Below are 22067 nucleotides of genomic sequence, written 5' to 3' on the forward strand. Positions count from 1 at the left end.
AGTTGTCTCCTTTGGGATTTAAAGATCGATGTGGCAGTCGCTGGCGGCTGCGGAGATGCAGGTCTGGATCTGGATGCCGTCGCCCTCGGCGGCGGTGATGACGTCGCCGGTGCGCAGGTCACGAACGCTGCCCTGGCGCAACGGCGCAACACAACCGAAGCAAATACCCATCCGGCAACCCGAGGGCATCAACACTCCGGCGGTTTCGCCGGCATCGAGCAGGGTTTCCGAATTTGCGGCGTCGACGACGGTGCCGGTCTTCGTGAAGGTAACGGTTCCGCCGTCGCCGGTCACCTGCACGGACGGACGGAATCGCTCGGTGTGCAGGTGGTCGGCGAGGCCGTCAGCCGCCCAGCGGCGCTCGACGGCGTCGAGTAGCCCAACCGGCCCACATGCCCAGGTCTGGCGGTCGGCGATGTCGTCGACGATGTCGTCCAGTCGCGCCACGTCGAGCATTCCGTCGAAGTCGGTGTGGCGCTCCACCAACCGGATTCGGCCCTGGCGCGCCAATAGACGCAACTCGTCACCGAAGATCACGTCGGCGGCCGTCGGCGCGGAATGCACGACGACGATATCGATGTCTATGTCGGTGTCGAGGTCGGCCAGGTTGCGCAGCATGCCCATCACCGGAGTGATGCCACTGCCGGCCGTGATAAACAGGATCTTCACCGGTGGTTGCGCTCCGAGGGTGAACTCGCCCGTGGCCTGGTCGAGATGGAGCAGGGTTCCGGCGGTGGCCTTTCGGACGAGGTAATTGCTGACGACGCCGTCCGGAATTGCCTTCACGGTGATTGCGATGCAGCCGTCACGTCGGCCGGTTTCCGAGGTCAGCGAGTAGGCCCGCCACTGGCGGACGCCGTCGACGTCGACGCCGACTCGGACGTACTGGCCCGGGACATGGGCGCGCCAGCCGCGACCGGCCTTGATCACCACGGTGACCGCGTCGCGGGTTTCGGCGTTGACTGCGACGATGCGCCCGCGCAAAGCAGTGCCCGAGCGCAGCGGGTCGATGACGTCGAGATAGTCGGACGGCACCAGAGGCGTGGTGAGCCGTTCGGCGAACTCCATGACACGGTCTCGCAGCGCACCGACGATCGTCGGACGGGCCGCTGTCGTCGTCATCCCTCAATTTTGGCTAGGTTTCGATATAAACTCTTGCGCATAGGGCGTGAAAGCCGGTCCTCAATTTGTTCGCAGGAGACAGTTATGTCGGAGCCGGCGCTGCGCTTCACCGGCCTGGACCTGGGTGAGGAAGTCGTCGCCGCGTTGCGGGCCGTGCTACCGCAGATGGCCGAGCGCGTAATCACCGCGGTGACGGTCGAGGTGCCCAGCTACGCCGACGCGTTCAGTGGACGAATGGGCCGGATCATCGAGGACGCCGTGCGGATGGCGCTCGGCGCCTTTCTGCACCTTGCGCTCGGCCGGCACGGTTCGGATCCTGCCCCGACGTTGACGCCGGCCCTGGATGGGGCCTATGAACTGGGGCGCGGCGAGGCCCGCCAGGGCCGGCCCATGGACGCCCTGCTGTCGGCGTACCGAGTCGGAGCACGAGTCGCGTGGCGGGAACTTTCCGAGACGGCGGTCGCGGCCAAAATGCCCGCCGAGACGGTAGCCCGGTTCGCCGAGATGGTGTTCGCCTTCATCGACGAACTGTCAGCGTCCAGCCTGGCGGGACACGCGGACGAACTGGCCACCACCGGGCTGGTGCGGCAACGCTACTTGGAGCGACTGGCCAGACAGCTGCTCATCGGCGAACCGGCGGAAATGCTGCAGTTCAGTGCGGATCGGGCCGATTGGCGGCCGCCGGAAACCCTGACCGCCGTACTGCTCACCGATGCTCAAACCCGCGGACTAGCAGCACGTTTCAGCCGATCGACGCTGCTGCTCACCGAGGATCTGCCCGGTATCGAGCCCTCAGAGTCCGTGGCGGTGCTGTTGGTTCCCGACGTGGACGACCGGGACCGCGGGCAACTGCGGTCCGCGTTGCAGGACCGCGGCGCGGTGCTGGGGCCCGCGCGCCCGTGGATGCGGGTCGAGTCGTCGTATCGGCGGGCGTTGCGGGCGCGTGAGTTGCGGATCGGCGACGACGCCGAGGTGGTCGACACCGACGAGCACCTCGTCGAGTTGGTGCTGACCGCCGACCGCGAAGCGGCCGAAGATCTGCGCCGGCAGGTCTTGGCGCCGCTCGCTGGGCTGCGGCCCACCACCGCAGAGCGGCTGGCCGAGACGCTGAGATCCTGGCTTCTGCACCGGGGCCAGCGCGACGCCGTCGCCGCCGACCTCTACGTGCATGCGCAAACGGTGCGCTATCGCATGGGTCAGCTGCGCGAACTCTACGGCGACCGCCTCAACGACCCGCAGACAATCCTCGGACTCACCGTGGCGCTGGGGATCCGGTCCGTTGCCCGGTGATGCTGACGCGATAACGCACACGTCGCCTATCTCGACCCCTATCCTGGATAGACCCTGGATTCCCCGGGGCCGGTAACGGCGGAGATCGGATGACGGCCGTGGCGGCGTGCCCTACCTGTGGCACCCAGACTCTGCGCGAAGCACGGTTCTGTCACGCATGCGGTTGCGCCCTCGCCCAACATGAATCCAGCGCCGAGTACAAGCAGGTCACCGTGCTGTTCGCCGACGTCGTCCGCTCGATGGACATCGCAACCGCGGTGGGTGCCGAGCGGCTGCGCGAGATCATGGCGGAACTGGTGGGCCGTGCGGCACTGGTGGTGCAGCATTTCGGCGGCACAGTGGACAAGTTCACCGGCGACGGCATCATGGCAGTATTCGGTGCGCCTGTGGCCTTGGAGGATCACGCGGTCCGCGCGTGCCTGGCGGCGCTGGGCGTGCAGGACGAAGCCGGGCGGCTTGGCATTGACATCCACGCGCGCGACGGGATCGAGCTGTTACTGCGAGTGGGATTGAATTCCGGTCAGGTCATCGCGGGTGAGACAGGTCCGTTCGGCTACACCGCCGTCGGCGATCAGGTCGGCATGGCCCAGCGGATGGAATCGGTCGCCCCACCGGGCGGAGTGATGCTCAGCGAATCCACCGCGCGCCTGGTCGAATCGGCCGCTGTGCTGGGCGATCGTCAGTTGGTGCGTATCAAGGGCAGCGCGGAGGCGGTTCCTACATATCCGCTGAAAGCAGTTGCGGCACAAGCGGACCGAACACGCCGGTCCGAGACGGCGTTGGTGGGACGGCAATGGGAACTCAACGCTGTTGCCGCCGTTTTGGATCGCGCGGCAACGGGCCAGGGCTGCATTGTGGGCGTGGCGGGACCGGCCGGAATCGGCAAGAGCCGGCTCGTTATTGAAGCCGCGGCGCTGGCCCGCCGACGCGGAGTCGAGGTACTTGGCACCTTCTGTGAATCCCACACCAGTGACGTACCGTTTCACGTGGTGGCACGACTGCTGCGGGAAGCCAGCCGGATCACCGACCTCAACGATGCGGCGGCGCGCGGTCAGGTGGCGGGTCAGTTCGCCGATGCCGGCGACGAAGATCTCCTGTTGCTGTACGACCTGATGGGCATTCGCGATCCGACCGTGACGATGCCGAACATCGACCCCGATGCACGCCGGCGCCGGCTGACCGCATTGATCAATTCAATGTCGTTGGCCAGCACCACGCCGGCGCTTTACGTCGTCGAAGACGTGCACTGGATAGACAGTGTCAGCGAATCGATGTTCGCCGACCTGATGACCGTCATCCCGCACACGCATTCGGTGGTGCTGCTCACCTACCGTCCTGATTACCGCGGTGCGTTGGCCAACCTTGCTGGTGCACAAACGATCTCGCTGGCTCCACTGACCGAGTCGGAAACCACCGCACTGCTGGGTGAGCTTTTGGGCACCGACCCGTCGGTGGCTGCGATCAACGGACTCATCTCCGGGCGCGCGTCGGGTAATCCGTTCTTCGCCCAGGAGATGGTGCGCGAACTCGCCGAGCGTGGCGTGCTCGAAGGCAAGCGCGGACGATACGTGTGTCGCACCGATGTGGCCGACGTCAGCGTCCCCGCCACATTGCAGGCCGCCATTGCCGCGCGCATCGATCGCCTCGGGGCCGCGCCCAAGCAGACGATCAACGCCGCAGCTGTGATCGGATCGCGGTTTACCGTCGACCTACTCACAGCGTTAGGCGTCGAACCCGCGTTGCATGAACTGATCGGGGCGGAGCTGATCGACCAGGTTCGGTTCACGCCCTACCCCGAGTACGCATTTCGGCACCCGGTGATTCGCGCTGTAGCCTACGAATCGCAGCTGAAATCCGCTCGGGCCCAACTGCATCGACGGTTGGCGGAGGCGATCGAGTCTCGTGACCCCGCTTCGGCTGAGGAGAACGCATCCCTGATCGCCGAGCACCTGGAGGCGGCGGGTGATCTGCAAGCTGCCTACGAATGGCACATGCGCTCCGGCGCGTGGTCGTCATATCGGGATATTGATGCCGCACGGCTGAGTTGGCGACGCGCCCTCCGGGTCGCCGACTCACTGCCCGCTGATTTGGAGGGCACGCTGGTAATACGCATAGCACCGCGCACCATGCTATGTGGCACTACGTGGCGAGGAACGCCGGAACCCGCTGCCGAATTGTTCGAGCAGCTGCGCGAATTGTGTGCGGAGGCCGGCGACAAGGTTTCGTTGGCCATCGCGATGACCGGCATGGTGTCGGAGCATTGGCGAAACGCACGCATGCAGATGGCCCAGGAGGTCGCCTGCGAACAGATAGCTCTTGTCGAATCTCTCGGGAATCCGGCATTGGCGGCGTCCGCGGTCATGTCGATCGCGGTCAGGTCCCATGCCGGTGCTACCGGTGAACTGCTGCGCTGGTGCGAGCTCATCATCGATTGGGCCAGTGGCGACGCGTCGCAGGACAACGTGGTCGCCGGTTCACCGCTCGCCCTGGCATTGGCATTTCGCGGTTTTGCGCGCTGGTGGCATGGCCGGACGGGCTGGCGTGAAGACCTCCAAGTCTCCCAAGCGATGGCGCGGTCCGCAGACCCCGCGACACTGGGCTTGGTAACCGCTTGGAACTACGGTCTTCCCAGCATCGGAGGCGTGTCTGCGATTGACAACGCTGCGCTGAACGAGTTGGAGAACGCATTGCAAGTCGCCGAGGCTTGCGGCAACAACTACGCCGCCGGCAGCATCAAGTACACGTTGGGCCCCGTGCTGTGGTTGCGCGGGGGTGCAACCGATCGCCAGCGGGGACGCGAGCTACTGGCACGCGCACGCGACATGTCTTTGACGGATCAGTTCCCGCGATCCGAGTTGGCGCTGATCGATCTGTTTCAGGGATACGATAGGGCTCTCGAAGGCGACTATGACAACGCCTTACCTCGGATGCGAAAGTCGATCGACGAACTCTCGAATCGGCACCAGTTCGTCTACCAGGTCGGGGCACTCCCGCTTCTAGTGCAGACTCTGCTACGCCGCGGCTTCCCAGGCGATCTCGCTGAGGCGGAAGCTTTGGTCCAGCGCTTGGCCGCGATACCGGGTGCCGAGTGGGTCGCTCGCGACATCATGGTGCTGCGGCTGCGCACACTGCTGGCCCATGCCCGCAGCGAAGACGGCTACCGGGAGCTTCGGGATCGCTACCGCGCGCTGGCCGCCTCGCTGGGTTTCGATGGCCACATGCAGTGGGCTTCAGAACTGCCGTAGGTGGATGCCTCGCCGGGCGTTGATCGCAATTCCGGCATGTCACAAGAAACTTGGCTTGTGGCCCTCTTTGTCCGGCTCGCAGCGACGATTGTTGTGCGCCTGGCGCTGCGCGTTCAGTGTGAATTGACGGCTTTCAGTGTGAACTTACGGCTTTCATTGTGAGCGTGGGGCTTTCGGTGTGAGCTGACGGCGGCGAACGGCGCGGATTTCCGCCCAGGCTTCACCCGCAAAGCCCAGGCTTCACCCGCAAAGCCGCAAACGAAAATCCCGCCGTCGCTTACCGCGACATCGGGAATTTGGCCGACAATTGTTGCACGCCAGGCTAATTTGTCGCTCCGAGGTGGGCAAATAGACACATGTGTGCCCCCCTGGTAAGTCGCCGGGCCAGGGCCGCCCCGTCAATTCAGCGCCGGCAACACGACGTCGGCCAAGAGTTGCACCGAATTCCAGGCTTCGTCGACCGGCATGCCACCGACCAACGGGTGCAACACAATTGGCCCATAACTTACTGTTCCACGGACTTCGGCGATGAGTTGCTCGGGCGTCAGGAAGCGATATCGTCCTGACGCCTGCACCTCCTCCAGCGTCTGCACCCCGGGCAGATGCATCAAAGACCGCTCCTCGCTTGACCATCCGCCATAGGTGACCGCCTCCCAGAGAATGTGCTCGCCGAGTTCTGCCCATGCCCGGTCCGGGTCTTCGTGCAGGAAGATCATCCCGCGGTTGGTCGCGGCCGGCATGATGACGAGCGGCTTGACGCCTGCCTCGGCACACAGCTCGCGATAGTAGGCCGCGATATCCGGCAGATAGTCGGCCAGGCTGAGCGGCAACCCGAACCGCGCGGCCCGCCGCGCCGTGACCCGCGCGCCGCCGCCCACGAACAGCGGCGGATGCGGCCGCGTCCAGGTACCTGTGCACACTCCCGCGTCAGCGTCACTACCGCTCCACACCGACAGCATCCGCGCAACGAGGCCGTCCATCAGCTTGCCGCGCTGGCCGAAATCCACCCCAATTGAGTCGTATTCGACCGTCCGGTATCCCAAGCCGACCGTGGTAAGCAATCTGCCGCGGCTCATGTTGTCGACGAGCGCGATGTCTTCGGCCAGCCGGACAGGATTCCACAACGGCCCCAGCGCACAGTCGACACTGGCAACCATCGTCGAGGTGCGGGCCAGGAACATCGCCGCGGCCATGATCGGATTGCAGCTCCATCCGTGTCCGGTGACGTGATGCTCGTCGACGCTTATCGAGGTGATCCCCCGCGACTCGCCCCACTGCGCCAGTTCGAGTGCGGCGTTGATCAACTCGCTCTGCTTACGCGGTTTGCCCTGCGGCGAACCGAAATTGAAGCGCAGGACGGTTATCGGCATGTCCGGCTACCGCCCGGGGGTCTGTGATTGCAGGAAGGCGGGCCAATCGGGAAACAGCGCGCGGTCGACGATCTCGATGCGCGTCCCGAATTCATCAACGTAGTAAGCGAATAGCGCCAGCTCGGCTTCCGACACGGCTGCGGTCGCTTCGAAGGTGAAGCCGCTATTTTCCAGCGCCGTCGCGGCGTCGGCCAGGTTATCGGTGAAGTAGCCGAGGTGATGGACCGCGTTGCCCGGTGCGGCTATCCACGGACTTCCGGGAACCTCTTGGATGAGTTCGATGTGCGGGTTGTCGATGGAATAGACGATGGTCGAAGTGAATTCGTGTGTCCCGGCTGCCGCGGTGCGAAACGGAAGCGTGTAGGACAGTGGGGTGATCCACCGGTATCCGGCCAGCGCGGTGAAGCGGGTCATGGCGGCCTCGAGGTCGGGCACCACGATGCCGGTGTGGTAGAGATCTTCGGGTCGCAGTGTCATGAGTTCCTCGCTATCTGCTGCCTGAGCCAGGCGCTTTCCCAGAAATTCGTGCTATCTGCCAACAGAACTTCGTGGGCCGCCCGAAGTACCTCACGCGCGTCCGCGTGGTCTTCCGGAACAAGCTCGGCGAGATGGATGGCATGCAGCGGACGGCCAGCGCTGAGATGCGCCCGCGCCCGATCCACGAGCGCATCGGCCCCGGCCAGTTCAACCACGTCGGCAGCGACCGCGTCGAAACCAACGGGGTAGAGCTCGGTCGTCGACCGGTGATGGAACCAGCCGGAGTAGTTCTCCCAGACGGCGCGTACATCCCAGGAGACCTTGCCGTACCCTTGGCCCACTTCGTATTCCGCGGGCAAGGTGATTTCGCGCATCAGCGTCAGCACATCCTTGCCGGCGTTCATTCCGGCGACCGTCTGATCGTGCACATACTGGATCGCGTCGCGCAGCCGGGTCAACTCGGAGTCGATGCGGTCAGCTCCCACGATCGGCTCGAAGTGGCCCGTCACCAGCAGCTCCGGCTGCAGATTGCGCACCCGTTCCACAGATGCGATGGCGGAAAGTGCGTCGCGGTAGCGGTCGCCGCGTATGGTGACCAGGTTGGGGATGTGCCCGAAGACAGGACCGAAGGTATTGCCACACAGGCAAATCCGCTCGTCCGGCAACCACACCACCAGCGAATCGGTGGTTTCCCCGCCGGGCACCGAGATGAGCTCCAACCGCCGGCCGCCGACCTCGAGGGTGAGCGTGTCCTCGAAATCCAGATTTACCGTCGGGACACTCTGGCCGGGCAATCGCGTGGTACCCAGGCGTCGTTGAATGGCCTGGACACCGGCCGCCAGGGTGTCTTTGAAGGCAAATGCGCTGCGGCTGGCGCGATACGGGATGAGTCGTTCGTTGTCGTCTCGCCATAGCGTCCAGTTGGCCTGTGCGACGACGGTTGTGTCTGGGTCACGCACGCTGTCCAGGCCACCGACGTGGTCCACGTGGCCCTGAGTGAAGATGACGTAGCGTACCGGCGACGAGTCGACCGCGTCGAAGTTCGCCCGGTGGACCGGGCCCTCGAAGCCCATTCCGGTGTTGACGATCACCCGGCCCTCTGCGGTGGTCAGAAGATAAGCGTTGGACAAACCCGGCGAGCACCAAAGTCCCGGAGCGATCTGCTCTGCCTGCTCGGCGGAAGCCGGGCGCATCGCGTCGGCGCGGGGGCGGGTGCGATAGATCGGTTCGAACATCGCTGGACTCTCCTTCATTCGGCGCGGACGTCAAACCGGTCGAAGTAGAAGCCGAACCGTTCGCGGAGTTCGTCGGCCGTAGTGCCGAAATGCCGGTGCAGCTCGTAGCGGATGCGGCCGTGCTTGCCACGTGGGTTGCCATCCAGATACTGCTGGAACCGTCCGCGCACCTCCGGTGTCAATTCGACTCCAGCGCGCCGGTAGAGCTCTTCCAGCAACGGCATTTCGTTGCCGTTCAAGTGGTGAAAGCTGATGTCGATGCTGTGTTCGGCGGGCACCAGATCACGGTCACGCACACACGCGCTCAGCAGTCGGTACACCCTGTCGCTCCAATAGTCCAATAGCCAGTCCGGGTCGATGCTGGTGCGGCGCAACCGGTCTGAGTAAGCCATCATCGTGATCGCCGACTGGATGACGGCTGCGGGATCACGGTGTGTAAAGGCCACAGTCGCGTCGGGGAAGGTCGCCATCAGCGGGCCGAGCTGCTCACAGTGTTGAGGACTCTTCAGTACCCAGGTGCGCGGGCCACGCAGGAATGTCAAGGCCTGCAACACTTTTCTCATGTAGAGGTAGTGCCGGGCCTGGTCCAGTCCCAGATAGTAGTCACGCCAGCCGGGCACCCGCGCATGCCATTCCAATACGTAGCCGGCCAGATCGAGGTCCAGGAGTTCGACTTCCTCCTCGATCGCCTCGGGGAACCGGTCGTGCATCGCGGCCACCACGGGTGCGCTCGCCATCAGCGCATCGTGTTCGGCCTTGGCTCGCATATACCGTGGATCGACTCCGGAAATGTCGGGGCCCTGGCCGTGTGCCGGTATCGGTTCTTGGCTCTCCCAGTACGGCAGCGCGCGCCGTCGTGGGTCGGCCGCAACGAGATTGACCAGATGCGTGGTGCCCGACCGTGGCAGGCCGACCACGATGACCGGCTTCTCGATTGGGATCGACTCGATCTCGGGATATCGCTTGACGAGGTCGGTCAACGACAACCGGTTCCGCAGCAATCGAACCACCCGTTGCCGCAACGACGACCGCGTCAGCTGGGTCAGCCCGTCGTCGGCTTCGATCGCCGCCACGTGGGTGCTCAGGCGCTCGCCGAAGCCATCCGTGTCATCCAGGTCGTCGACACCGGCCTGCTCGGTGGCCTCGGTGAGCATCCGGTCGATGTCGAAGTCGACGTGCCGGGTTTCGGTGTCCCGCAGAATCTGGCATTGCAGGTCGGTCAGCTTGGGCGACGTCAGATCGTCGAAGTCGATGTCTTCGAAACTCAGGCCACTCTGGCCGTCGTGGATATCCTGACCCGCTGAACCCACCCGACCTCCTCGACGTGCCTGGGCGAATATGACCACGACGCTAGCCGCGACCGTGGACCGTCGTTGAGCCACCTCCCGGCAAGCGGGAAGACGGAACGCTGTGGCCGCGACAACCGTTTCCGGCCGGTTCGAGAGGGTCCTAATATGCTCGACACCGGTTTGGGGCTTGCGGGCCGATGCGATCATGTAGGTCTTCAAGCGCCCGCCATCGCTTATGGTGAGTTGCTGCCAACCTGTACGGGGTGAACATGACCGATGCCCAAGGTGCTAACGCCGAGCTGAGCGCGAAGAGGGCGCAGTGGCAGGAATGGGCGCGCCAACAATTCAGCGGCGACGAAGCCCAGATCCAGGCCGCCGCCGATGCGGCTCTGCGTGCGGCCTTGGGCGGCGCTTCCAGCCGGGAAGCCGCCGCCGCGGCCCGAGAGGCCGCTGCGTCCGCCGGCGCCACACCCGTGTCGGGCGGCGGCGCTGACCACGGTTCGGGACACCCACCGTCGCCCGGTGGTGGCCCGCCTGCCACAACGCCGCCGCCCGGTTACGACGCGGCGATCACGCGACCGTCGGCTCGGCCTCCGTGGTATCGCAGACCGCTCGTGCTGCTGACCATTGGAGTGGTAGTTGTTCTGCTGATCGGCTTGGCGATCTGGGGCATCTCGTCGCACCTGACGGGTCCCAGCACGCCGGGGACCTCCGTGGTCCCCGCGACCAGCTCGACGCAACAGCCGACGACGAAGCGCACGAGGAAACACAAGTCCACCAGCTCGACGTCGCCGACCCCGAGCGCAACAAGTTCCGTCACGGTGTCGACCCCGTCGACCTCGCCGTAACGGCAGGTCCGCCTTCGCGTTTCGCGACTTACGGTTCGCGTTCGGTCGCACGCGCCCGGAGGCCGGTCACGACATCGCCGGGAACACCGGTAAATCCCGCTGACGACGCGCTCCGCGTGTCGAGGGCCCACTTGCCCGGACGCGGTGAATACTGCTGGGTGACAACGAGATAACAATTCTCCAAACGAGGGATTGCGAATCCAGCATGCCCGCCGGGCAACACTATCGTCGCTTCGTGCACCGTCGAACGGTCCTGAAATTGCCGCTACTGCTCGGAGTTGGCATGGCACTGGCCCAAACCCCCCGCGCCACTGCCGAAGCGAGTCGGTGGTCGGCGGACCGGGTCGACCGCTGGTATCAAGCGCAGGGCTGGCTCGTCGGCGCAAACTACATCACGTCCAACGCCATCAATCAGCTCGAGATGTTTCAGCAGGGCACTTATGATCCCCGGCGCATCGACGCAGAACTGAACGTGGCCCGGTTGCACGGGTTCAACACCATGCGGGTCTTCCTGCACGATCAGCTGTGGGCGCAGGATCGCCAACGCTTCCAGATGCGTCTCGAGCAGTTCGTTTCCATCGCGGCACGGCACGGCATCAAACCCCTGTTCGTCCTGTTCGATTCCTGCTGGGACCCGTTGCCCAAGCCAGGCACCCAGCGTGCGCCGAGACCCGGTGTGCACAACTCGGGTTGGGTGCAGAGCCCGGGTGCCGAACACCTCGATGACCGCGGCTACAGGGGCGTTCTGCGCGACTACGTCACCGGCGTGTTGAGCCAATTCCGCAACGACAATCGGGTTCTGGGCTGGGACTTGTGGAATGAGCCCGACAATCCGGCCCGCGTGTACCGCCAGGTGGAGCGAACCGACAAGCTGGCGCGTGTCGAGGAGCTGCTGCCACAGGTATTCCAGTGGGCGCGTTCAGCCGATCCCGGTCAACCATTGACAAGCGGAGTATGGGACGGGGCCTGGGGAGATGCGGGGCGCCGCAGCGTAATCGCCAGTATCCAACTGGACAACTCCGACGTGATCACCTTCCACAGCTATGCCGCACCGGCCGAGTTCCAGAGCCGGATCGACGAACTTTCTCCGCTGGGACGGCCGATCATGTGCACCGAGTACATGGCCCGGTCTCAGGGCAGCACCGTCGAAGGAATCCTGCCAATTGCCAAGCGACACAACGTCGGTGCGTTCAATTGGGGCTTCGTGGCCGGAAAGACCCAGACGTATCTGCCGTGGGATTCCTGGGACCACCCGTATACGACGCCCCCGAAAGTGTGGTTCCACGACCTCCTGCAACCCGACGGACGGCCCTACCGGGACAACGAAATGCAAACAATTCGGAACCTGACAGGCAATGCGTTGTTCGCTTCGGACCAGGCCGCTGGGCGCACGCGGTAAGCGCTAGTGTTGCCTACAAAATAAGTGCGGCGCTGCCGAGGTGCCCGTCAAGACTCAGTGTGCTGAAGTGGCTGCGTCGAACGTGGTTCATATGCACGACTTTTCGTCGCTTCGCGTCCAGGGCACCCACGTTCGGCGATTGCGGCGTCCGACGAGCGGCTCGCGACGAGGCCCGCGACGATCAGCAGGGCCGCGTAGACGATCAGGTGGAGGTTTTCCAGGGGCTGCCATCCGACGATTTTCGGCGCGAACAGGTACAGACCGATACGCGGCGCGGGGTCATGAGGCAATGAATGAGCCCATGAGCCCATGACCGCCAGCAATGCCGCAACCCCGAGCCACCACCACCAGTTGCCCAGTGCCCGATGCACGAAGTAGACGATCATCGGCACGAGCCACACCCAGTGATGGCTCCAAGTAAACGGCGACACCGCGGAGGCGCTCAATCCGGCGACGGTGATTGCGAGCAAGGGTTCTCCGCGGCGGTATAGGCGCACGGCGATCCACATGCTGAGGCCCACCACGCATACATCGGCGGCCAGCCACAACCACGGCGGTGGCACCGCCACGGTGAGGCGGGCAATCCCTCCGCGGACGGACTGGTTGGCGACATGGAAGAGGGATTTGTCGAACGGGCTGGAGTCGACGATCTGTCCGCGCCAGTACTGCCACGAGTCGTTGGGCAGGTAAAGCCAGCCCAGCCCGATGGTCGCGACGATCGTGCCGACCGCGACGCCTGCGGCGCGCCACTGGCGCAAGAGCAGGTAATACAGGACGAAGTAGGCAGGGGTGAGCTTGATGCCCGCCGCGAGTCCGATGCCGATTCCTTTGAACCGGCTGCGCTCGGCGCGTGAGGCATCCCATAGCACCATCACCATCAGCATCAGGTTGATCTGCCCGAAGAACAGCGTGGTGCGCACCGGTTCCAAGAACGCGCACGCTATAGCGAGCAGCGCGGAGACGGCGGCGAGATACCGGGTCATGCGGTAGCCCAATATCCGGAAGCACAACATCACAGTCGCGGCCAGCAGCACGACGTTTATCGAAAACCAGATGAACTTGTCTGCGCCGTCCGGTAACCAGACCAACGGCGCAAAGAAGAGGGCCGCGAATGGCGGGTAGATGTACTCGAACTTGCAGCGGTCGGGCTTGGCATAGAGCGGCAACTCGTTGAGTGCATGACGTCCGCCGTCGCGGTAGATGCAGAAATCCCAGCCGCCTGCGAGCAGGCCGACGTCACGTGTCCACAGCGTCACGAGCGTGGTCAGCAGTACGCCGGAAAGGGCCGCCGTGACGACGAGAATCGCGAGCGTCGACCATCGGAAATCGAGCTGTCGACCTTCGGGCTGAAGGCGACCTTCAGGTGCCGCCGTCTCGGCGTCGCGCATGTTGCTGGCCCCCCATCACCACGACCAGTTGATCAGCGCCCGATGCGCTGAGCAGACGGTCGTCGGTACCACCCATACCCAGTGATGGCGTCTGGTGAACGGTGACGCGCCTTTGGACGTCACTCAGTAAATGTGGTCTTGACTGGTCGTCAGGCCGTTGTCGCACGTGATGGTGACATGCCAGGTCGTGCCCGTCGCAGGCCCGTGACGGTCGATCCTCGTCTCCGCCGCGCCAGTCACAGTGAAATTAACGCTGTCGTTGTAGTTGATCTTCGTTGCGGGACCCGCTACCGCAACGGCCCTGTACACGCAACCCACCGGCGGTTTGTCTGCGTTATTGGTGATCGCCACAAAGGCAGGTATGCCATCGGGCGACGGGTCGCCGTACCACAACCTGAGCTCCGACGGCGGGGCAGGCGGCGGCACTACCCTAGGGGGCGCCGCCGCTGACGATAGCGGCGTTTCGGGCGCCAGCGTGTCGGCCGTCGGCTCCGGCGACTCGGTCGCAACGAGCGAGATGCTCGCCGACCGCGGCTGGCTCGTGGCGCCCGTGTCGGCAGGCGCGGCACCTGGCTGGTCCGCCCCCGACACGGCAAATCCGGCCTCGGCGATCAACGCAGCAAACGCAGCCGCGACGAGAATGCGCCGGTGTCCCACGGCTGCTTCATGTTGGCAGGGGTGATTGATGAAGGCTTTCATCGCGCACGCCTCCTCGGGCCTGACGCCCCCAAAGGGGGTTCGTTTAGCATACGAGCTTCGGGGCGAGGCGGCGTTCGCTGGGCTCGGGCTGAAGACTGCGCGGGCGCGGGTGATCCGAATTGCCTGGCCCGGTTCGGGTTTCAAGGACCTGCGAAGTCGCCGACCGCGGTCATCTTGTTGCCGTCCCAGGCGGTGGCGAACCCGCCGGTGTTGAATGCGCAGTTCAGGATGATCGCTCGGTGTGGAGGACTCCCCATCCACCAGTCGAGCGCTGCGCTTGGAGACGCAGCGGATCCGGTGCCCCAGTAGACGATCTCACCACTGTGGCCGGTCCTGGGGTAACCGGCATCCGCGATACGCGTCTGCGGTGAAGAGCCGTCCGAACCGATATGGCCGTTCAGACCGTTCCTCAGCATGTCGTTGGCGTGGCGCTGCGCCGCCACCGTCAAACGCGGGTCGTCGCCGATCGTCCCGCATGTCTGGCGAAGCCGATTGACACCGCTGTACAGTGCGGTCCCCAAATCGTCTGCGCGCGCAGGGAATTCGGCGATCGTGCCGAGAACCATCGTGAAAACAGCGCAGATCGAGAAGGCGATGACAATCCTGATTTTCGTCGTCATGATGCCTCTTGCAACGCACTCGATTTTGCTGTTTTCGGCAAATGGAATGCTATCCGCGTCAGACCACAAAAGGTCGATAATCGAAAATCAGAAATTCAGCCGTGCTTGGCAGCCTCCTGGGCGAGCTGCACGCGCGAGGTCAGGCCCATTTTTGTGTAAACGTGCGTGAGATGAGCTTGGACCGTGCGCGGGGAGACGAAGAGTCGTGCGGCAATGCTCTTGTTGTCCAGTCCTTCGCCGACCAATCGCACCACGTCGAGTTCGGCTCGGGTAAGCGATGCCCAACCGCTGCTGGCGCGCCTGCGCTCCCCGCGACCTCGGCGAACATAGGCGATGGCTTCCTCGATGTTCAGCGAGGCCCCCTCATCCCAGGCTGCACGAAAGTCGCCGTCGCCCAAGTGATCTCGCAGAGCTGCGAGTAGGCATTCGTGGTCGGACTCGAATATCTTGAATCGAGCGACACCCGTCTGTTGCCGAGCAGCGTCTGCTGCGCCGAGTAGGCGGGCCCGCTTCTCGGCGATTTCCCGCTTCCGCCGCGACATGGGCGAGGCATTCGAAGGCATCCGGAACGGTCATATAGCCATGCGTTTGGGCCGCAACGTCGAGCGCCTCCCGGGCGTCGAGACTTGCCTGCTCCAGTTCTCCCTGCGCGATCGCTACGCGGGCCCGAGAAGACAGTGCCGCGACAAGTGAAACGCCGTTCGACATCGCCACCACATCATCGGCCCGGCGGCGCGCTGCTGTCAGTTCGCCGCAGGCCAGCAGCGGCAATGCGATGACCCCATAGGAAAGCATCGTTGCCGGCGTCAGCGGTGTACGCAGCAGCGCGGCTTCGTATGCCTCGTGAGCCGCTCTCGCATCGCCCGCCATCAGCTTGACGAGCCCGAGCACCGAGTACCCGAAATGGTCAGCGAGGTCGCCGAGGCTCGTCTGGTCATTCAGGTACGCATCCGCCGCGGCCTGGGCACCGTCGACGTCGCCGCGCCATGCCAGCGCGAAAGTCAGTCCCAGGAGGGCGGACACTCTGCAGAACGGATCGTGCGCGGCAGTAGCTTCGGCGAGGACGTCACGCAGCGGGGCGATAGCCTGCGCCGGCTCGCCTCGATCAGTGTGGGCGTTCGCCAGCGCCAACCGGCACAGACGCCTGTTGGAGTCATCGCCGATCGTCTCGGCAAGTTCGTAGCCCTCAGCGGCCACCGCGTTCATCGCGACGTGGTCCCCCACGGTCATTGCGGCCACTATCTGCCAGCCGAGAATCTGACTGAGCCGCCACCGATCGCCGAGTTCACGCGCGAGTCTGCCCCCCTCCTGAAAGTCTGCTCCTGCCACCTCAAAGTCGTGGGCATAGACGAATCCATGCGCGATGAGGGCGCGCATGACAAGGGCCGGGTCTGCGAACTCGCGGGCCCGGGCAAGCGCTTCGTCGGCGATGGCCGCACCCGCGGTGGAACCGACGTAGGCAAGCAGTAGTGCTTTGTCAGCAAGCGCTCGCACCCGTGCCGGCTGATCGTCATCGGCCCTCGTCGCGGCGGCCAGAGCTGCGTCGAGCCAACCCAGCCCCTCCCGGATGCGCCATCGCGAAAACCACACCGGCTGCAGCGACGTGGCCAGCGCCAACGCGGTTGCGGTGTCGGAGTTTTCCAGACTCCACGCGAATGCGCTTCTCAGGTTGTCGAACTCGACCAACGCCTGAGCCAGCCGCCGCGCATGGCCACTATCAGTCGGCGAGTCGAGTTCGGCCGCCGTCGCCGTGTAGTAATCACGATGCCGGCCGCCAACCAACTCGGTTTCTCCGGATTCGCCGAGCTTCTCCAGCGCGTACTGACGCACGGTCTCCAGCAACCGGTATCGCGTTCGGCCGCCCTGGTTTTCGGCGACCAGCAGCGACTTGTCGACCAGTAGAGTGAGTTGGTCGAGGACCTGATACCGCTCGCTGCCTTCGTCACCGGCTATCGCGTGCGCGGCATCCAGGTCGAAGCCACCCAGAAACACTGCCAGACGACGAAACAGCACACGCTCGGTCTCGGTCAGCAGCGCATGCGACCAATCCACCGAGGCATGCAATGTCTGCTGACGGCGCACCGCACGGCGCGCGCCGCCGGTCAACAGTCGGAAGCGGTCACGTAGTCCGGCAAGGATTTCGTCGAGCGTCAGCGCCCGCACCCGGGCGGCCGCAAGTTCGATCGCCAGCGGCATACCGTCGAGTCGTCGACAGATCTCAGTCACCGTCGCCGCATTGTCCTCACCGATTTCGAAGTCGGGCTGCGTGCGGCGGGCACGGTCGGTGAACAGCTCGATCGCCTCGTCGGTCAGCGACAGCGACGGCACCACGAGCGTCACCTCACCAGGGATCCCGAGCGGTTCCCGACTCGTGGTCAGAAGCCTCAATTCGGGGCATGCACTGAGCATTTCAGTCGCAAGCGACGCACTCGCGTCCAGAAGATGCTCACAGTTGTCGAGCACAATCAGCAGTCGCCGGTGGGAGATGAAGCGTACTAGCGTGTCGTCCGTAGAGCGCCCCGGCGCATCGGGCAGGCGCAACGCGCGTGCCACGGTGACGGGTACGACGTCGGGATGGGTGATCGGAGCCAGGTCCACATACCAGACTCCGTCGGGAGTGTGACCAGCCAGCGCGGCTGCGACTTCCACCGCTAAGCGGGTCTTTCCGGCGCCGCCTGCACCCGTCAGTGTCACGAGCCGGTCGGTGTCCAGCAGCTCGATCACCTTGGCCATCTGCGCGACGCGACCCACAAAGCTGGTCAGCTGGATCGGAAGGTTATGAGCCGCAGGGGCATTCGCAATCCGAAGCGGCGGAAACTCGTTGCACAGGTCCGGATGACACAGCTGAAACACTCGCTCTGACCGCGCGAAGTCGCGCAGCGGATGCGATCCCAGATCGGTCAGCGTGACGGCGGCGGGAAGCTGGTCGACAACCAAAAGCTCCGTCGCACCGGACAACACGGTCTGCCCGCCGTGAGCGAGGTCGCGCAGCCGCGCGGTGCGGTTGATCGTCGAACCGATGTAGTTGCCTTCATCACGCAGCTGCACGTCGCCCGTATGCACGCCGATGCGCAGCTTGATCGGTGCCAGCGGCGCTTGCTGCAAGTCGAGCGCGCATGCCACCGCGTCGACGGCTCGGGAGAACGCGATCACGAAACTGTCGCCCTCGCCCTGCTCGACGGGTCGCACACCGTGATGTGCGGCGACCGCCGCGGCCAAAGTCCGATCGAGGCGCTCGACGGCGGCCTTCATCGCGTCGGGCTGGGTCTGCCAGAGGCGCGTCGAACCTTCGACGTCGGCCAGCAGCAGCGTGACCGTTCCAGTCGGAAGCTCGCTCATGTCGGGGCCAATGTCGGGGCTCTTCCAGCTAGTTTCGTTCATGCTAGCCAGCATGCGACGGCGTCCATCGCCGAAACATCAGCTAAATCGCCAAAGGATTCAGCCTGGGCATGCGTACATAAGCATCCGGCCACCGCCGATTTAGGCGCATTGACCGATGTTCGCCCGGCGACACCGCCGGATAGTCGACGCATGACAAAAACCATGGCGGGATACGACTTCATCGTGGTCGGCGCCGGCTCGGCGGGTTGCGCGGTAGCCGGGCGATTGGCGACCGAGTCGTCGGCACGTGTGCTGCTGATCGAGGCCGGTGGCTCCGATCGAAGATTCACGATACGAGTGCCGCTGATCGCCTCCATGCAATACGGGACGTCGTTGGACTGGGCGTACGAGACGGAACCGGAGCCCGGCTGCGCCGATCGGCGGATCGCGCAACCGCGCGGCCGTGTGCTCGGCGGCTGCAGTGCGATGAACGCCATGTTCTGGGTCAAGGGCAGCAATCTGGACTACGACGGCTGGCAGCTGGCGGGCTGGGGCTGGAATGACGTAGCGCCGGTGTTCGCTCGGATCGAGCACGGTCCGATGCGCATCACCCGCTCGCCGTACCCCGACGAGCTGTCTCACCGCTTCGTCGCCTCGGCGCGGGCGTCGGGCGTCGCCGCGAACGACGACGTCAGCGGACCCGAACTCGACGGTGCGGCGATCACGCCGGTCAATATCCACCGGGGTCAGCGCTGGAGCGCGGCGCGCGGCTACCTTCGGCACCAAAAGAATCTGACCGTCGTCACCAAAGCCTTAGTGGGCCGCGTGATCATCCGCAACGGTCGTGCCGTCGGAATCGACTACCGCCGTCGGGGACGAGTGCACCAGGCTTATGCCAATCAGGAGGTCGTCCTGAGCGCCGGCGCATTCGGCACGCCACAGCTGCTGCAGCTGTCGGGCGTCGGTCCGGCGGATCATCTGCGACGGGTCGGGGCCACCCCGCTGGTCGACAGCTCCCGCGTCGGTCAGGGCTTGACCGATCACCCGCTGTTCTGGGCCGTATGGTCCCTCGCACCCGGCTATGTCGGTCTTGCGGACGTCGCAAACCCAAAGTGGTTGCTGCAGTGGCTGTTACGTCGCGGTGGCAGGCTCGCCAGTAATGGCGGGGAGGCACTGGCCCATATCCGGTCCACAATCGAAGCCCCGGCGTGCGATGTTCAGCTGATCTTCACGCCTGCCGACGCCAGGGCCAAACCCCGTGGGGGGAGATTTGCCCCTGCGCTGTCGGTCGGGCACTCATATTGGACACCGAAGCGCCGCGGAAGCGTGTTGATTCGTTCATCGGATCCCGCTGTACCACCGGCGATTCGGATGAACTTGCTCCGCGAGCGCGATGACCTCGACGCATTAGTCCGCGCGGTCCAGCGCACTCGCGACATCATCGCCACCGAGCCGATCGCAGCAGCCGTTGAGCGTGAGCTTCTTCCCGGCCACGGCGAGAATGTCGAGGCCTGCATCAGGAGCACTGCGCAAACCACCAGCCATCCGGCGTGCAGCGTTGCGATGGGCAGTGACGCAGATAGTCCACTTGACGAGAAGCTACGGGTTCGCGGGGTGGACAACCTTCGGGTGGCCGACGCGTCGGCGCTACCCGCGATCCCCCGCGCGAACACGAATGCTCCCTCGATCATGCTGGGCGAACGGTGTGCGGATTTCCTCTTGCGGCTCGGGGTGGATAACGCCGTCAGCCACTCCGAGAGCACCATCGGGCATTGACCTTGCGCTGAGGGTGCGACTCACTCGCACTTCTGCGCCGTATACGCAGCGCCAACCGCGAAAGGTGGCGTAATTGCTGATAGCCGCCGTCGCGGCGTGGCGCACAAGTGAATGCGCCATTTTGTGTGAGCATCTTGAAAGGCACCACTAAGCGCTACCCGACGAATCGAGCTCGGCTTCGCCCCGCGACTGGCTCAACCGTGAAGGGGATGAAATGAACGTCAGTCAGGTAAGTCAGGTCAGTCAGAAATTGCAAGTTGCCCGCAATTTGGTTGCCCAAGGCTGGATTGCCGGCGGCCATGTAAGTCTAGGGACTGACGGACAGTTCAGATACTGCGCCAGGGGCGCTCTCAACAAGGCGTTCTTCGGCCGTGCCACATCTACGGCGGAGATGACGCCCGACGATGAATTGCGTTTGGCGCAGCGGCTTCTCGCAGAGGCTATGCACGGTTCGGTCCTCGACGGATCAGACGCAACGGCGATCCGCCACGCGATCAGTACATGGAATGACAGCCGGGCAGGACGAAACCCCAAGGCACATGTGCTGGCTGCCTTCGACATGGCGATTGCCGAGTGCCAGCGGTTAGAGACCAACGCCAGATAAGTCGCATCAGCGGCGCCATCGCTTGTCTTTCTATCAACGCCGAATCGGATCGAGGGGATTTCCGGCGTCGGCGGGTTTCCGAGTCCGTCAAGTGCGGTGGAAACACGGCTAATACCGGTTGCATTATCGGTGTCAATGATGCGGTCGTGAGTGTGTTCGTGCTGTAAAGGCTTGGGCGCAGGAGGTTAATAATCCGATTTAGCTGCGTGTATACGCAATTGCAGGGCGGTGGCGGAGGGATTTGAACCCTCGGACGGTGTTAGCCGTCACACGCTTTCGAGGCGTGCTCCTTAGGCCGCTCGGACACGCCACCGTCGAGCAGCTTACCGAACCAAGGGGCGGTCACCCCAATCGCTGGCGGGCGAAGAAGGCCTCCAGCGGTGCCGCACACTCCTCCGCCAACACGCCGCCACGCACGGCCGGGCGATGGTTGAGCCGCCGGTCGCGGACCACGTCCCATAGCGATCCGACAGCTCCGGTCTTGGGCTCCCAGGCGCCGAACACCAGCCGCTCGACGCGCGCCAGCACCAGTGCGCCCGCGCACATCGTGCACGGTTCAACAGTTACCGCGAGCGTCGTCCCCGGTAGCCGCCACCCGCCGCCCAGTACGGCGGCCGCCGCCCGCAGCGCGAGGATCTCGGCGTGTGCGGTCGGATCCCCAAGGGCCTCACGGGCATTCACCGCCCGGGCGAGTTCGGTGCCGTCAGGGCCGACGATCACCGCACCGATAGGAACGTCGCGCGGGCCGGCCGTCGCGGCAACCGCCAAAGCGGCGCGAATCAGATCTTCGTCAGTCACCGGCCGAGGCGGTCGATCACCGGCCGAGGCGGTCGATCACCGCCGACAGCTGGTCGGCGAAGCCCATCTCCCGGGCGATGCGGCCCAGTTGCTCGTCGGCGTACAGATCGGTCTCGTCGAGGATGACGCCCAGCACCGCCTCGGGCAGCCCGATGTCGGACAGCAAACCGAGGTCACCCTCCTCGAACGGCTCGGCGTCCTCGAGATCCTCGGGGTCGATGTCGGCGTCGAGATTGTCCAGGACTTCCGCGGCGATGTCGTAGTCCAGCGCGGCAGTGGCGTCGGACAACAGTAGCCGCGTTCCGGATGGCGCCGGGCGCACGATCACAAAGAATTCGTCGTCGACGTCGAGCAGCCCGAAGACGGCGCCCGCGCTGCGCAGCTCACGCAACTCTGTCTCGGCGGCCGACAGGCTCGTCAGCGACTTGGGCGCCATTGCCGAACAGCGCCATTGGCCTTCTTCGCGCACGACCGCGACGCCGAAGCCGTCCGGCGTGTCTGCCGACGGGCCTGGTGCCTGGGCCCGTTGTGCTTCCATGGGCGCCTACGCTAGTCGCTGACCTGGCCTGTGACCAGATGAGCAGCC

16 protein-coding genes, 1 tRNA gene and 1 pseudogene are annotated in these 22067 nt (G+C 64.7%); 6 read left to right on the forward strand and 12 right to left on the reverse strand.

Annotated elements, in window-relative coordinates:
- Positions 1–18 precede the first annotated feature (18 nt).
- The gene (locus A5791_RS21110) at positions 19–1122 is read right to left on the reverse strand and encodes a ferredoxin reductase (RefSeq protein ID WP_067240985.1); all 1104 of its coding nucleotides are present in this window, start codon (positions 1120–1122) and stop codon (positions 19–21) included.
- Positions 1123–1206: 84 nt separating this feature from the next.
- Between A5791_RS21110 and A5791_RS21115 the strand changes: the two genes are divergently transcribed.
- On the forward strand, positions 1207–2412 hold the full coding sequence (locus A5791_RS21115) for a CdaR family transcriptional regulator (protein WP_067240988.1): 1206 nt from the start codon (positions 1207–1209) through the stop codon (positions 2410–2412).
- Between the two features lie 89 nt (positions 2413–2501).
- A complete protein-coding gene (locus A5791_RS21120) occupies positions 2502–5657 on the forward strand; it encodes an adenylate/guanylate cyclase domain-containing protein (protein WP_067240990.1) in 3156 nt (1051 codons plus the stop codon).
- A 398-nt stretch (positions 5658–6055) separates the two neighbouring features.
- On the opposite strand, the gene A5791_RS21125 is transcribed toward A5791_RS21120, so the two are convergent.
- Genes A5791_RS21125 through A5791_RS21140 form a run of 4 tightly spaced genes read right to left on the reverse strand, consistent with a single transcriptional unit; the run spans position 6056 to position 10049 of the window.
- A complete protein-coding gene (locus A5791_RS21125; RefSeq protein ID WP_067240992.1) occupies positions 6056–7027 on the reverse strand; it encodes an LLM class flavin-dependent oxidoreductase in 972 nt (323 codons plus the stop codon).
- 6 nt (positions 7028–7033) lie between these two features.
- The gene (locus A5791_RS21130) at positions 7034–7504 is read right to left on the reverse strand and encodes a VOC family protein (RefSeq protein WP_067240994.1); all 471 of its coding nucleotides are present in this window, start codon (positions 7502–7504) and stop codon (positions 7034–7036) included.
- Complete coding sequence (locus A5791_RS21135; protein ID WP_067240996.1) at positions 7501–8739, reverse strand: MBL fold metallo-hydrolase; 1239 nt, start codon at positions 8737–8739, stop codon at positions 7501–7503. The genes A5791_RS21130 and A5791_RS21135 overlap by 4 nt, the downstream gene beginning before the upstream one ends.
- Before the next feature lie 14 nt (positions 8740–8753).
- On the reverse strand, positions 8754–10049 hold the full coding sequence (locus tag A5791_RS21140) for a sulfotransferase (protein WP_369828115.1): 1296 nt from the start codon (positions 10047–10049) through the stop codon (positions 8754–8756).
- 242 nt (positions 10050–10291) lie between these two features.
- On the opposite strand from A5791_RS21140, the gene A5791_RS21145 reads away from it, so the two are divergent.
- On the forward strand, positions 10292–10876 hold the full coding sequence (locus A5791_RS21145) for a hypothetical protein (RefSeq protein WP_067240998.1): 585 nt from the start codon (positions 10292–10294) through the stop codon (positions 10874–10876).
- A 235-nt stretch (positions 10877–11111) separates the two neighbouring features.
- Complete coding sequence (locus tag A5791_RS21155; RefSeq protein ID WP_067241002.1) at positions 11112–12275, forward strand: cellulase family glycosylhydrolase; 1164 nt, start codon at positions 11112–11114, stop codon at positions 12273–12275.
- Between the two features lie 47 nt (positions 12276–12322).
- Here A5791_RS21155 and A5791_RS21160 read toward each other — a convergent pair whose 3' ends face one another.
- From A5791_RS21160 to A5791_RS21175, 4 genes and pseudogenes are all read right to left on the reverse strand, one after another.
- Entirely contained in the window at positions 12323–13663 is a 1341-nt protein-coding gene (locus tag A5791_RS21160) for a glycosyltransferase 87 family protein (RefSeq protein WP_067241003.1), read from the reverse strand.
- Positions 13664–13786: 123 nt separating this feature from the next.
- Positions 13787–14362, reverse strand: coding sequence for a hypothetical protein (locus A5791_RS21165; protein ID WP_067241004.1), 576 nt, complete (start codon positions 14360–14362; stop codon positions 13787–13789).
- Positions 14363–14502: 140 nt separating this feature from the next.
- Positions 14503–14982 carry a CAP domain-containing protein gene (locus A5791_RS21170; RefSeq protein WP_197504750.1) on the reverse strand — a complete coding sequence of 160 codons (480 nt, stop codon included), beginning with the start codon at positions 14980–14982 and terminating at the stop codon, positions 14503–14505.
- Positions 14983–15077: 95 nt separating this feature from the next.
- Positions 15078–18321 (reverse strand): annotated as a pseudogene (locus A5791_RS21175) (LuxR family transcriptional regulator).
- Positions 18322–18513: 192 nt separating this feature from the next.
- Between A5791_RS21175 and A5791_RS21180 the strand changes: the two are divergent.
- Complete coding sequence (locus A5791_RS21180; RefSeq protein ID WP_231995974.1) at positions 18514–20079, forward strand: GMC family oxidoreductase; 1566 nt, start codon at positions 18514–18516, stop codon at positions 20077–20079.
- 214 nt (positions 20080–20293) lie between these two features.
- Positions 20294–20683, forward strand: a complete 390-nt coding sequence (locus A5791_RS21185) for a hypothetical protein (RefSeq protein ID WP_067241007.1) — start codon at positions 20294–20296, stop codon at positions 20681–20683.
- 226 nt (positions 20684–20909) lie between these two features.
- Here the strand turns inward: A5791_RS21185 and A5791_RS21190 are convergent.
- The 3 genes from A5791_RS21190 to A5791_RS21200 form a co-directional block, all read right to left on the reverse strand.
- A tRNA-Ser gene (locus A5791_RS21190) sits at positions 20910–20996 on the reverse strand.
- 29 nt (positions 20997–21025) lie between these two features.
- Entirely contained in the window at positions 21026–21481 is a 456-nt protein-coding gene (locus tag A5791_RS21195) for a nucleoside deaminase (protein ID WP_067241009.1), read from the reverse strand.
- A gap of 16 nt (positions 21482–21497) precedes the next feature.
- Entirely contained in the window at positions 21498–22019 is a 522-nt protein-coding gene (locus A5791_RS21200; RefSeq protein WP_067241011.1) for a tRNA adenosine deaminase-associated protein, read from the reverse strand.
- Between the last annotated feature and the right edge of the window lie 48 nt (positions 22020–22067).

Source organism: Mycobacterium sp. 852002-51163_SCH5372311, assembly GCF_001667115.1.
Taxonomy (GTDB): Bacteria; Actinomycetota; Actinomycetes; order Mycobacteriales; family Mycobacteriaceae; genus Mycobacterium.